Annotated in this window: 10 protein-coding genes; 7 read left to right on the top strand and 3 right to left on the bottom strand. The window is 72.1% G+C overall.

The features are described 5' to 3' along the window. Positions 1-51 precede the first annotated feature (51 nt). Positions 52-909, bottom strand: a complete 858-nt coding sequence (locus tag DEIMA_RS00555) for an alpha/beta hydrolase (RefSeq protein ID WP_013555277.1) — start codon at positions 907-909, stop codon at positions 52-54. Positions 910-935: 26 nt separating this feature from the next. Beyond that, positions 936-2,624, bottom strand: coding sequence for an FAD-dependent oxidoreductase (locus tag DEIMA_RS00550; protein WP_013555276.1), 1,689 nt, complete (start codon positions 2,622-2,624; stop codon positions 936-938). A gap of 197 nt (positions 2,625-2,821) precedes the next feature. Between DEIMA_RS00550 and DEIMA_RS00545 the strand changes: the two genes are divergently transcribed. Next, the gene (locus DEIMA_RS00545; RefSeq protein WP_013555275.1) at positions 2,822-5,272 is read left to right on the top strand and encodes a putative bifunctional diguanylate cyclase/phosphodiesterase; all 2,451 of its coding nucleotides are present in this window, start codon (positions 2,822-2,824) and stop codon (positions 5,270-5,272) included. Between the two features lie 151 nt (positions 5,273-5,423). Next, a complete protein-coding gene (locus DEIMA_RS00540) occupies positions 5,424-6,209 on the top strand; it encodes a class I SAM-dependent methyltransferase (RefSeq protein ID WP_013555274.1) in 786 nt (261 codons plus the stop codon). 64 nt (positions 6,210-6,273) lie between these two features. Here the strand turns inward: DEIMA_RS00540 and DEIMA_RS16570 are convergent, their stop codons facing one another. Continuing rightward, the gene (locus DEIMA_RS16570; RefSeq protein WP_013555273.1) at positions 6,274-7,428 is read right to left on the bottom strand and encodes a GGDEF domain-containing protein; all 1,155 of its coding nucleotides are present in this window, start codon (positions 7,426-7,428) and stop codon (positions 6,274-6,276) included. Between the two features lie 275 nt (positions 7,429-7,703). Here DEIMA_RS16570 and DEIMA_RS00530 point away from each other — a divergent pair, with 275 nt between their 5' ends. Genes DEIMA_RS00530 through DEIMA_RS00510 form a run of 5 tightly spaced genes read left to right on the top strand, consistent with a single transcriptional unit; the run spans position 7,704 to position 12,760 of the window. After that, positions 7,704-8,639 carry an STM4015 family protein gene (locus DEIMA_RS00530; RefSeq protein ID WP_245528338.1) on the top strand — a complete coding sequence of 312 codons (936 nt, stop codon included), beginning with the start codon at positions 7,704-7,706 and terminating at the stop codon, positions 8,637-8,639. Next, positions 8,640-9,557, top strand: coding sequence for an STM4015 family protein (locus DEIMA_RS00525; protein ID WP_013555271.1), 918 nt, complete (start codon positions 8,640-8,642; stop codon positions 9,555-9,557). Further along, on the top strand, positions 9,554-10,660 hold the full coding sequence (locus tag DEIMA_RS00520; protein ID WP_013555270.1) for an STM4014 family protein: 1,107 nt from the start codon (positions 9,554-9,556) through the stop codon (positions 10,658-10,660). Before DEIMA_RS00525 ends, DEIMA_RS00520 begins: the two co-directional genes overlap by 4 nt. Next, positions 10,644-11,444 (top strand): STM4013/SEN3800 family hydrolase, encoded by an 801-nt coding sequence (locus tag DEIMA_RS00515; protein ID WP_013555269.1) that lies wholly within the window; start codon positions 10,644-10,646, stop codon positions 11,442-11,444. The genes DEIMA_RS00520 and DEIMA_RS00515 overlap by 17 nt, the downstream gene beginning before the upstream one ends. Then, positions 11,441-12,760 carry an STM4012 family radical SAM protein gene (locus tag DEIMA_RS00510; protein ID WP_013555268.1) on the top strand — a complete coding sequence of 440 codons (1,320 nt, stop codon included), beginning with the start codon at positions 11,441-11,443 and terminating at the stop codon, positions 12,758-12,760. Before DEIMA_RS00515 ends, DEIMA_RS00510 begins: the two co-directional genes overlap by 4 nt. Position 12,761: the final 1 nt, after the last annotated feature.

Raw genomic sequence — 12,761 nt, 5'->3', positions numbered from 1 at the left:
TTGGCTGGGTGCAGGCTTCACGGACCGCTGAGCCTCGGGTTCAGGCAGGCTTCATGCGCTGAAGAACGCGTGCAGTTCCGCCGCGACCTCTTCGGGGGCCTCCTCGGCGAGGTAATGCCCGGCGTCGAGGGCGCGGCCGCGCACGTCGTCCGCCCACGCGCGCCACACGGCCAGCACGTCGTACCACCGCTCCAGTTCCTCGCGGGCACTCCACAACGCCAGCACGGGGCAGCGGAGGCGCCGCACGCCCCGGTCGGCGCGGTCGTGCGCGTCGTCGAGGGTGGCGCCCGCACGGTAGTCCTCGCACATGGCGTGAATGACTTCCGGGCGGTGCACGCAGCGTTCGTAGTCGGCGAGCGCGTCCGGCGCGAAGCGCTCGCGGCCCTCACGGTAGTAGAACGCGCCGGGGTTCGCGCTGATGAGCCGCTCCGGCAGCGGGTGGGGCTGCGCGAGGAACGCCCAGTGCCAGTTCGTGAGCGCGAACGCGCGGTCGGCGCGGCGCCAGGCGTCGCCGGTGGGGATGATGTCGAGCACGGCGAGGCGCTCCACGCTCGCGGGATGATCGAGGGCGAGGCGGTACGCGACGCGCCCGCCGCGGTCGTGCCCGGCCACCCGGAACCGGTCATGGCCGAGCTGGCGCATCAGGTGGAGCATGTCGCGCGCCATGGCGCGTTTCGAGGCGGGCTCGTGGTCGGGCGTGCTGGGCGGGCCGACACTGTCGCCGTACCCGCGCAGGTCCGGGCACACGACGGTGAAGTGCCGCGCGAGACGCGGCGCGACGAGGTGCCACATCACGTGCGTCTGCGGGTGGCCGTGCAGCAGCAGCAGCGGCGGCCCTTCACCGCCCGTGCGGACGCGCAGGGTCGCTTCGGGCGTGCGGACAGTGCGGAGCGTGAAACCAGGGAACATGCGCCCTCACGGTACCGCGCGGCGCGTCAGGGGCGCTCGGGCGCGCCGTCGGCCGGCGGGAGGGGCGGCGAGGTCGGCGCGGCGAGGTACTGGTGAATGAGCGCGATGGCCATGCTGCCCTCCCCGACGCTGGACGCGACACGCTTCACGGACCCGTGCCGCACGTCCCCGGCGGCGAACACACCCGGCGCGGTCGTCTCCAGCGGGAACGGGTCGCGCGGCAGCGGCCACGCGCCCGCCGCGACGTTCAGGCCGGTCAGGACGTACCCGCGCTCGTCACGCGCGACGCTGCCCGGCAGCCAGTCCGTGCGGGCGTCCGCGCCGATGAACACGAACAGCGCGTCTGTGTCGAGGTCACGCTCCTCGTCGCGCGCCCGGTCGCGGACGGTGATGCGCGTCAGGTGCGCGGTGCCGTGCACGGCCGTCACCTCCGACTGCACGCACACGTGGATGTTGTCCTTGGTGCGCAACTGGTCAATCAGGTACTGCGACATGCTGCGCTCCAGGTCCGGGCCGCGCACGAGCAGCGTGACGCGCCGCGCGTACCCCGAGAAATGCATCGCGGCCTGCCCGGCGGAGTTGCCGCCGCCGATCAGGTACACGTCCTTACCGCGCGTGCCGGGCGCCTCGGTGCGCGCCGCGCCGTAGTACACGCCCCGCCCGACGAGCCGCTCGGCGCCCTCCACGGGCAGGGCACGCCACGCCACGCCCGTCGCCAGGATGACCGTGCGGGCGTGGACGGCGTCGCCGCCGTCCAGCGTGACGGTGTACCCGTCGTGGGCCGGCGTCAGGGCCACCACCTCGCGCGTGGTGACGATTTCCGCCCCGAAGCGCCGCGCCTGCTGCAGCGCCCGCCCGCTGAGGTCATCGCCGGACAGGCCCGTCGGGAACCCCAGGTAGTTTTCGATGCGGGTGCTCGTTCCAGCCTGCCCGCCCGGCGCCTCGCGCTCCACCAGCATGGTGCACAGCCCCTCCGACGCGCCGTACACCGCCGCGGCCAGGCCCGCCGGACCGCCCCCGACGATGACGACGTCGTACCGGTCGGTGCCGGGGCGCGTCTGCAGGCCCACATGCTCCGCCACCTCCCGCGGGTGCGGTTGGTGCAGGACCGTGCCGTCCGGCAGCACCACCAGCGGGTACGGCCCCTGCGCGCCGCTCGGCAGGTGCGCGCGCGTGGCCGGCTCGTCGGGGTCCACCCAGCGGAACGGCAGTCGGTTGCGGGAGAAGAACTCCCGCAGGCCGTAGCAGGCGACGTCCACGCGCGCGCCGACGATGAGCGTGGGGCGCGTGGGGGCGTCCAGCGCGAGGCGCTGCAGGTCCGCGACGCGGCGCGACATGGTCCGCAGGACCTGCGACGCGACCCGTTCCGACGCGGCCATCAGGTCGTGGAAGTCGTCCGCTTCGAGGCGCATGACGCGCGACTCGGTGGTGGCGCGCAGGTTCGCGACGGCGGCGGACCCCAGCAGCAGCGGCACCTCCCCGAAGGCGTCGCCGGGACGGTAGTGGTTGAGGACGTGCGCCTCGCCGCCTGAGGTCTTCGTGACTTCCAGCTCACCGCTGAGCAGCACGTAGAAGGCCGGCACCTCGCCCTCCTGCACCAGCCACTCACCGGGGTTCAGGTGGATGTCCGCTGCGGTCGCGGCGAGCTGCTCGCAGGTGGCGTCGTCCAGATCGCGCAGCAGCGGCACGGCGCGCATCAGGTCAGCGGTGATCATGGGGGTCCTGTCGGGCGAACGGCATGCTGCTCGTACGATGGCCGCGCACCCGGGTCAATGGATGAGTGATGCATGAGGGCCCGGCGGCTCCGGAGCGCACCCGGGCAGCCGGGGCGGTAGGTCCTGCGGCATTCAGGAAAGTGTCAGAGGGGCGCGCGTACCATGCAGGCAGTACGCCCACCCGCTCAGGAGACCCCTTGACCACTGTTCCTCCCACTGCCGTGCTCACCGGCGTCCCCCTGGACGTCCGGCACCGCATTGACACGCTGAACGACGAGGCGGACGCCATCCTGATGACGTCCATGCAGCGCGCGCGCGCCCTGGCCGCCGAAGCGTACGCCCTCGCGGAACGCGCCCCGTACCCCGAGGGCGCGACGCGCGCGCTGATGCTCACCGGCTACAGCGCGTACTTCCTGGGGCACTTCGACGAGGCGCGCGCCGCATTCGAGCGCGCGGCGGCGGACGCGCAGGCGCTCACGCTGCCCGGCCTCACGGCCCGCAGCCTGAGCGGCCTGGCCATCACGGTCGCGCGCGCCGGGCAGTATGGCGAGGCGCTGGAACATCACCTGGCGTGCCTGCGCCTCGTGCAGTCCACCGGGGATGAACTCGGGCAGGCCCGCAGCCTGAACAACATCGGGAACCTCCACATCGAGCTCAGGGAGCACGACCAGGCGCTGCAGTACCACCTGGAGGCGCTGGAGATCGCGCGGCGCATCGCGCATCCGCTGCTGCTGTCCAGCGCGTCCATCAACGCCGCCATGGATTACCACCAGCTCGGCCGGTACGAGGAGGCGCTGCACCTGAATGAGGTGACGCTCCAGCGGGCGCTGGACGCCGGCTACCGGCAGCATGAGGGCCTGCTGCACGGGAACATCGCCGCGAACCTGCTGGAGCTGGGGCGCCCCGAGGACGCCCTGCGGGCCGCGCAGGTGGCGGTCGCCCTCACGGAGGAACTCGGGGACCGCGAGAACGGGTGTGACGCGCAGGTCGTGTGCGGACGGGCCCTGCAGCGGCTCGGGCGGCTGGACGAGGCGCAAACGTACCTCAAGGGCGCCCTGACCCTCGCGGAGGACCTGCAGGTCGCGCAGCGGCAGAGCGAGGCGCACCAGCACCTCGCGGACCTACTCGAAGCGCAGGGGGAGCATGCGCGGGCGCTCGCGCACTTCCGCGCGCACGAGCAGCTGCACCGGCAACTCATCGCCGACGTGCTGCGGCACAAGTCGCAGGTGCTGGCCACCCAGCTGCAGGTGGAGCGCCTGTCGCACCGCGCCGCCGAGGAGCAGCTCCGCAACCAGGAGCTCGCGCAGGCGAACGCCGCGCTGCAGTGCGCGCAGGCGCAACTGGAGCATCAAACCCGGCACGACGCCCTGACCGGCCTGCTGAACCGCGCCGCGTTCGAGGGGACGCTGCACGCCGCCATGCAATCAGGCGCGCCACTCGGCGTGCTGTTCATCGACCTCGACCGCTTCAAGCAGGTGAATGACACGCTCGGCCACCCCGCGGGCGACGCGCTGCTGATGCTGGTGGCCGACCGGCTCCGCCAGGGCGTCCGCGACGGGGACGTCGTGGCGCGGCAGGGCGGCGACGAGTTCATCGTGCTGCTCCGCCACGTGCAGGACCACGCGGACGTCGAACTGGTCGCCCAGCGCCTGCTCGACGCGCTGAGCCTGCCGGTCACGCTGGAGGGCCGCACGCTGGTCGTCACGGCGTCCATCGGCATGGCGCTGTTCCCGCACGATGGCGCGGACGTCACGACGCTGCACAAGCACGCGGACCTCGCCATGTACAGCGCCAAACGCGACCGGCGCAGCGTCCGCCGCTTCCAGGCGGCCCTCAGCGACGCCGCGCAGGAACGCCTGAACATCGAGCAGGACCTGCGCGCCGCCCTGGAGCGCGACGAACTGCAGCTGCATTACCAGCCGGTCGTGCCCGCGGACGGGCGCGGCCCCTGCACGGTCGAGGCGCTCGTGCGCTGGCAGCACCCCACGCTGGGGCTGCTCCTGCCCGCCCGGTTCCTGCCCATCGCGGAGGAAAGCGACCTGATGGTGGGCGTCGGCGAGTGGGTGCTGCGCGCCGCGTGCGCGCAGTTGCGCGCGTGGCGCGCCCGCTGGCCGGACCTGCGCGTCAGCGTCAATGTGGCCGCGCAGCAGCTCGACGCGCCGGATTTCGCGGGGCGCCTCACGCGGCTCCTCGCGGCGCACACGCTCGACGCAGACGCGCTGGAGTTGGAGTTGCCGGCCCGCGTGGCGCTCGACCCGGCCGCCCTGCCGCAGTACGCGGCCCTCGCGGGCGCCGGTGTCCGGTTCGCCATTGACGATTTCGGCACCGGGTATTCCAGCATGAGCCGCCTGTTTCAGGTGCCCGCGCAGGTCCTCAAGATCGACCGCGCGGTCATCGCCGACCTGCTGCCCGTCAGTGCTGGCCGCCGGTCCTCGACACCGCTGGTGCGCGCGCTGATCACCTTCGCGCAGGAAGCGGGCATGCAGGTCGTGGCGGAAGGCGTGGAGCAGCCCGCGCAGGCGCGCCTGCTGCGCGCCTGGAACTGCGACCGGCTGCAGGGGTACGCCATCGCGCGGCCCATGCCGAGCGACGCGCTGGACGCCTGGCTGGCGCGCCCACAGCGGCACGGGGGTGAGGCGCCCGCCTGACGGGGGCGGCCTGCTCGGCGGGGCGTCGCGGCCAGCTCAACCGCGGGCGTGACCGGTCGGCGCTGAACCCGGCGTCGCTGCGTCCCGCGCCCTTGCGTCCAGTTCGCCCCGCCCGGGCCGGCCTCTGCGCGCCATCCGCTACAGTGGACGGATGGCGCCGGAAGAACTGGAGCGGGGGCTGCAGGCGTGGCGGGAAGCGGTGCTGAACGACCCGAGCGCCCGCTGGGACAGCCCGCGCGACCTGTCGTACTGGGCGCGGGTGGCCGAGCGGTACGAGGCTGCGCGGGCGCCACTGCCACGGACGCTGCGGGCCCTGCGGGCGTACCTGCGTCCGGACTGGACCCTGCTGGACGCCGGCGCCGGCACGGGTCGCTTCACGCGGCCCCTCGCGGACGCCGTGCGGCACGTGACCGCGCTCGATTACTCATCGGCGATGCTGGAGGTGCTCGGGCGGAACTGCCCGCCGAACGTGACGTGTCACCTGGGGCACTTTCAGGACGCCACCGTCCCCCCGCACGACGTGGTCCTGTGCGCCTGGGCGCTGTACCGCTCCCTGGATCTCCGCGCGGACGTGCAGGCGCTGTGGCGCCGCACGCGCCAGCGCCTGCTCATTCTGGAGGACAACGGCACTGCCGCGCCGCACGTGGCGTGGCGGCGCGGCCCGTCCCGGCTGCCCTTCGCGCGCACGGACCTGATTGCCGGGGTGCTGCGGGCGTGCACGCCGAACGTCGAGGTGGTGCAGGTGCAGGAGGAACGCGCGCAGGCGTTCGCGGACCCGGCGGACCTGCTGGCCTTCGCCCGCGTGCCCGCCGAGCAGCGCGAAGCGTTCCTGAGTGCCCTGAGTCCCTACCTGACCTGGACGCCGCAGGGCCTGCAGTACACGTACACGTCAACGGTCACCCTCGTCACCGCCCAGCGCACCGAACCGCCCGCCTGAGCGGTTCAGTGCCGTGGCGCCCCGGGAGGGACCGGCGTTGATCGGTGGCGTACGAGCGTGCGCCTCACCCCCCCGCGGCGCCTCCGCGCGCGGGACTCATCACGGGCTCTTCCGCTGCCGGGCGGCGCTCCCCGACATCGCCGGGCACGACCACAGGTGCCGGGGTGGACGGTGCCGTGGCGATTCGGTTCCGCCCGGCGGCTTTCGCGGTGTACAGCAGCGCGTCAACAGCGCGCAGCAGCGTCCGCTGATCACCGTGCACGGCCATCAGGCCGCCGGAGAGCGTGACCGGTTCAGGCAGGCCCGTCCGCGCGGCGACGTCCTGCTCGACGTTGCGCCGGATACGCTCGGCAATGCCTCTTGCGGCTTCTGCCGCGCAGGGCGCGAGCAGCACGGCGAGCTCCTCGCCGCCGAGGCGGTACACCCGGTCGGACTCCCGGACCGCTTCGCGCAGGACCTGCGCCGTGACCCGCAGGACCTCGTCGCCGGCATCATGCCCGTGCGTGTCATTGACGCGTTTGAAATGGTCGAGGTCCAGTAACAGGAGGTAGGCGGGCGAGGGCGCCTGCTGGATGTCCTCGTCGAATTTCCGCCGGTTGAACAGCTGCGTCAGCGGGTCGAGCTGCATCAGCGTTCGGTACCGTTCGGTTTTGTGAACCACCTGAAAGTGTGCCCGCATCACCGCGGTGATGATGTTGAGCGCCAGGGCACTCCCGATGACTTCCGTCAGGTACGGCGCCCACAGGTCAGCGGGACTGCGCTGCCCGCTGACAGCCGGAAGGAAGGCCGGCAGCGTCGCGACGGCGAACAGCCCCAGCGCGTTCCGGACCCCTTCGAGGGGCGTCGGCGGGCCGTGGTGACGCCGGAGTGTGCGGATCACCATGACCGCGACGATGCTCAGCAGGGTGCTCATCACTGCGTCCAGGGCGTCCGTGGGCGCCTGCACCGCGCGGTACGCCAGCAGGGGCGCGGCGGCCGCCAGGGCGGCGAGGGGTCCGTTGCTGAACGCGAACGCCGCGATGGGCGCGTTGCCGAGGTCCACGGAGACGCCCTGAACGACAAGGCCGTAGTGGCACAGGAGCAGCGCATTGGCGACCGTGATGGCCGCTCGCCAGGCCTGCAGGGCCGCCGCGTCCGTGTGCTGCGCCGTGATGAACGTGAAGGACCGAAAGAACGCGAAGGTCACCATGACGCAGAAATTCACGAACAGCTGATCCATCACGCCCGGTCACCTTTCCCTGGGTCCACCCTACGCGCGGGGGTCTTACACGACCCTGACATGCTCCGACACGTTCAGGACAGCGTTTCGCCCGCACGCATGACGGCGCGGCGAGGCCTGCAGGCCTGTTCAGGACTGCGCTGTGTCGGCGCCGGTATCGGGTGGCCTGCTGAGGGGCTGCGGAGCGTGCGGGAAGGTGCGGGGGTCCGGGCTGCGTGGGCCTCCGCTGACGGGAATCGTCTGCTGGGGCTGCGCGCAGGCTCTACAGTGGGGGCGTGCATCAAACTTACGGCAACATGGACGCGTTCGGCGGGTTTGAAGTGGTGCAGTGGGTGCCTGGCGATCCGCTGGGTGATCCAGCGCGGCAGATTCACCGCCTGAGCACGGATTACAACGGGGAGCTGTCCTGGGCGGACCTGCTGGGCGCGTACCTGCAGCAGCCGGGCGTGGAGCGCATGGCGGGGCTGGTGGTGGGGTACTGGTCGACGGACATCCTCATTGAAAGCAACCCGGTCGAGCAGATGGTGACGCCGCTGCTGGCCGCCGCGCCGCAACTGCGGGACCTCCGCGTACTGTTCATCAATGACATCGCCTCCGAGGAGAGTGAGGTCTCATGGATTGAGAACACCGACCTGGGCGGCGTGCTGCGCGCGTTCCCGCAGTTGGTGCACGTGGGGGTGCGGGGGGGGAATAACCTGCGCCTGTCCGACCTCGCGCTGCCTGAGGTGCGGACGCTGGTGATCGAGTCGGGCGGCGTCACGTCCGAACTGGTGCGGGACGTGATGCAGGCGGACCTGCCGAACCTGGAGCACCTGGAGGTGTACCTCGGCACGGAGGAGTACGGAGCGACGAGCACCATCGAGGATGTCACGCCGATTCTGGATGGGACGCGCTTCCCGAAATTGCGGTACCTGGGCCTGAAGAACAGCGACCATCAGGATCAGCTCGCGCAGGTGCTGGTGACGGCGCCGGTCGTGGCGCGCCTGGAGGTGCTGGACCTCTCGATGGGGGTCCTCACGGACGAGGGCGGGCGGGCGCTGCTGCAGAGCGGCACGCTCGGGCACCTGCGCAAACTGGACCTGAACTTCAACTGGCTGTCGGACGCGATGGTGGAGGAGCTTCAGGCGTGGGCGGACGCGCACGGCGTCGAGCTGGACGTGGACGAGCAGCAGGATGATGACGACTGGCGCTACGTCGCCCTGGGGGAATGAATGGCCATTGGTGAGCACCTGACGCAGTTCGGTGGGTTCGACGTGACCGCCTGGAGGCCCGGCGAGGCGCTGCCTGACCCGGCGATGCAGATCGCGCGTCTGTTCGTGGAGTGGGACGATGAGCAGAGCTGGGTGGAGCAGTTCCGGGCGTTCTTGGAGTTGCCGGGGGTGGAGCGCACGCGCGGCCTGGTGGTCGGCTGGTGGGGCGTGGACGACAGTGAGGCGGAGCCGGTCGACGTCGTGGAGGCGCTGGCCGGGGCGCGTGAGCGCCTGCCGGAGTTGCACGTGTTGTTCTTCGGGGACGTCACGTACGAGGAGAACGAGGTGTCGTGGATTCAGAACACGGACCTGTCTCCCCTGCTGGCCGCGTACCCGCGCCTGACGCACCTGGGCGTGCGCGGCGGGAACGGCCTGACGCTCGGGCCGCTGCGTTCGGACGCGCTCCGGCACCTCGTCATTCAGGCGGGCGGTCTGAGCAGCGATGTGGTGCGTGAAGTCATGACGGCGGACCTGCCGAACCTGGAGCACCTGGAGGTGTACCTCGGTACGGAGAATTACGGCTCGACAGCCACCGTGGAGGACCTCACGCCAATTCTGGACGGCGCGCGCTTCCCGAAATTACGGTACCTGGGCCTGAAGGACAGCGATCATCAGGACCAGATCGCGCAGGTCCTCGCGGACGCGCCGGTGCTGGACGGGCTGCACACGCTGGACCTGTCGCTCGGCACGCTCAGTGATGAGGGGGCGGCGGCGCTCGTCACCAGTGAGCGCGTGCGGCGGCTGCAGCGGCTGGACCTGCAGCATCACTTCTGCACGCCGGAGATGATGGCGCGGCTGGAGGCGCTCGGCATCGAGGTGGACCTCGGGGACGCGCAGGACCCGGATGACGAGTGGCGGTTCGTGGCGCTGGGCGAATGACCGCCCCGGACGTGTTGCTGATCGCGCCGCCCACCGGGCGGCGCGCGCGCGCGTTTCAGGCGTCGCTGGCGGCGCTGGGGTGGCCGCCCGCGCGGGTCGTGTCGTACCTGGAGCTGCTGCGCGGCGAAGTGCACCTCACGGACCTCGTGCGGCCGGGGACGGTCGTGCGGTTCGACTCGCCCGGCGAGCATGCGGACACGGAACGTGCGTTGATCGAGCGGGGCGGCGCGCAGGCCGGGGACCTGGCGGGCGGGGAACTCGCGCCGATGCGCGCGTGGTACGCGGGCTTCGCGGGGGCGCTGCGCGAGCTGTTGGGGCAGCTGGACAGATGCGCGCCGCACCGGCGCATGCAGGACGTGGAGCATGTGCTCACGATGTTCGACAAGGCCGCCACCCACGCCCGGCTCGCGGGGGCGGGCGTGCCGGTCCCGCCCGCATTGCCGGAGGTGGACGGCGCGGAGGCGCTGTTCGAGGCGGCGGTCGCGCGGGGGTGGTCGCGGGTGTTCGTGAAGCTCGCGTACGGGTCGAGCGCGTCCGGGGCGGTGGCGTTGCAGTGGCGCGGCTCGCGCGTGTCGGCGGTCACGACGGTGCACATGGAGGGTGGGCGGCTGTTCAACTCGCGGCGCCTGCGGCAGTACTCGTCGTGGGCGGAGGTGCGCACGCTCGTGGACGCCCTCGCGCGGCACCGCGTGCACGTGGAGCGGTGGCTGCCGAAGGTGAGTTTTCAGGGGCGCACGATTGACCTGCGCGTCGTCGTGATCGGCGGGACGGCGGGGCACACGGTGGTGCGGAGCGCGCGCGGGCCGATCACGAACCTGCACCTCGGGAATGAGCGCGGGGACGTGGACGCCCTGCGGGGCGCGCTCGGCGAGGCCGGGTGGGCACACGTGCAGGGCGTGGCGGAGGGCGCGCTCGCGGCGTTCCCGGGCGCGCTGTACGGCGGTGTGGACGTGCTGCTCACGCCGGGGTTCCGGGGTGCGGCGGTGCTGGAAGTGAACGCGTTCGGCGATTACCACCGGGGCGTGCTGCACGGCGGCCTGGACACGTACGGCGCAGAGTTGCGGGCGCTCCTGTCGGAGGGCAGGCATGCTGAGCGCGCGTGACCTGATTCCGGACGTGGACGTCGTCCTGATCACGCTGGACAGTTTGCGGTACGACGTGGCGGACGCGGCCCTGCGCCTCGGAGAGACGCCGCACCTCGCGGCGCTGCTGCCGGGCGGCGCGTGGGAGGCGCGGCACACGCCGGGCAGCTTCACGTACGCGGCGCATCACGCGTTCCTGAGCGGCTTCCTGCCGACGCCCGCACGGCCGGGACGGCACGCGCGGCTGTTCGCGGCGCGGTTCGAGGGAAGCACCAGCACGGCCGCGCGGACGTTCACGTTCGATGAGGGGACGCTGCCGGCGGCGTTCGCGGCGCGTGGGTACCGGACGGTGTGCGTGGGCGGCGTGGGGTTCTTCAACGGGCGCACGGCGCTCGGGTCGGCGCTCCCCGCGCTGTTTCACGAGGCGCACTGGACAGCCGCGTCGGGCGTGCAGAACCCGGATGGGGCGCGCGTGCAGATGCGCGTCGCGGCGGAGCGACTTCGTGCTATCCCGGAGAGGGTGTTTCTGCTTATGAATGTCGCGGCCACGCACACACCAACCCACTTCTACGTTCCGGGGGCGCGCCGGGACTCGCCGGACACGCAGCGCGCGGCGCTGCGCACCGTCGACGCGGCCCTCCCCACCCTGCTGGACGCCCTGCGGGCGCGCGGCGACACGTTGCTGATCGTGTGTGCGGACCACGGTACGTGCTTCGGGGAGGACGGGTACTGGGGGCACCGCATCGCGCACCCGAACGTGTGGACGGTGCCGTACGCGGAGCTGCTGCTGCGGGGGCGGGCGTGACGGCGCTCGCAGCGCACCTGCGCGGCGGGCCGTACCAGGCGTACACGTACGGGTACCCGCACAAGACGGCGTACCGGCCGCTCGACCCGCCCGTGTCGCTGCGGGACGCGTGGGCGGACGAGGCCCGGCGGAACCTGTACCTGTACGTGCACGTGCCGTTCTGCGAGATGCGCTGCGGATTCTGCAACCTGTTCACGACGGTGGGCGCGCCGGCGGCGCTGGAAGCCGCGTACCTGGACGCACTGGAGCGGCAGGCGCACGCCGTGCGCGCGCAGCTGGGCGAGGTGTCCTTCTCGCGCATCGCGCTCGGCGGGGGAACACCCACGTACCTGGAGGCGGCGGAGCTGGAGCGCGTGTTCGACCTGCTGGACGGTGTGTTCGGCGCGCGCCCGGACGCCCAGCCGACGAGCGTCGAGACGTCCCCGGCCACGGCCACGCCGGAGCGACTGGCGGTGCTGGCGGCGCGCGGCGTGAGTCGCGTGAGCATCGGCGTGCAGAGTTTCGTGGAGTCGGAGGTGCGCAGTGTGGGCCGCTCGCAGCGCAACGCGGAGGTGCACGCGGCCCTGTCGAACATCCGCGCGGCGGGCCTGGGGCACCTGAACATCGACCTGATTTACGGCCTTGCGCACCAGACGCCGGAGACGTGGCAGCACTCGCTGGAGGACGCGCTGCGGTGGGCGCCGGAGGAGCTGTTCCTGTACCCGCTGTACGTGCGGCCCCTCACGGGCATCGGGCGGTTGGGGCGCACGTGGGATGACGAGCGGCTGGAGCTGTACCGGCTGGGCCGGGCGTTCCTGCGCGCGAACGGGTACGTGCAGACGTCCATGCGGCGCTTCCAGCGGGCCGAGCTGCCGCTGGAGAGCGAACCGGAGTACACGTGCCAGCTGGACGGCATGGTGGGCCTGGGGTGCGGCGCGCGGTCGTACACGCGCGGCCTGCATTACGCGAGTGAGTACGCGGTGGGTGCGGTGGGCGTGCGCGACATCCTCAAGGACTTTGTGGCGCGCCCGGCGGAGGCGTTCGCGTTCGCGACGAACGGCCTGCGCCTGAGCGCGGACGAGCAGCGGCGGCGCTTCCTGCTGCAGTCGCTGCTGCACCACGCAGGCGTATCGGCGGGCCTGTACCGCCTGGCGTTCGGGTCGTCGCCGCTGGAGGACCACCCGGAACTCGGGGAACTCCTCGCGCTGGGGCTGGCGACCTGGGACGGCGAGACGCTGAAGCTGAACGATGCCGGGCTGGAGCAGTCCGACGCGATCGGACCGTGGCTGTACTCCCCGGCGGTGCAGGCGCTGAGCGCGGAGTTCGCGTGGCGGTGAG

This window comes from Deinococcus maricopensis DSM 21211 (assembly GCF_000186385.1).
Classification (GTDB): Bacteria; Deinococcota; Deinococci; order Deinococcales; family Deinococcaceae; genus Deinococcus_B; species Deinococcus_B maricopensis.
The sequence above is the reverse complement of the archived record's forward strand: the minus strand, read 5'-3'. Positions and strand labels throughout refer to the sequence as shown.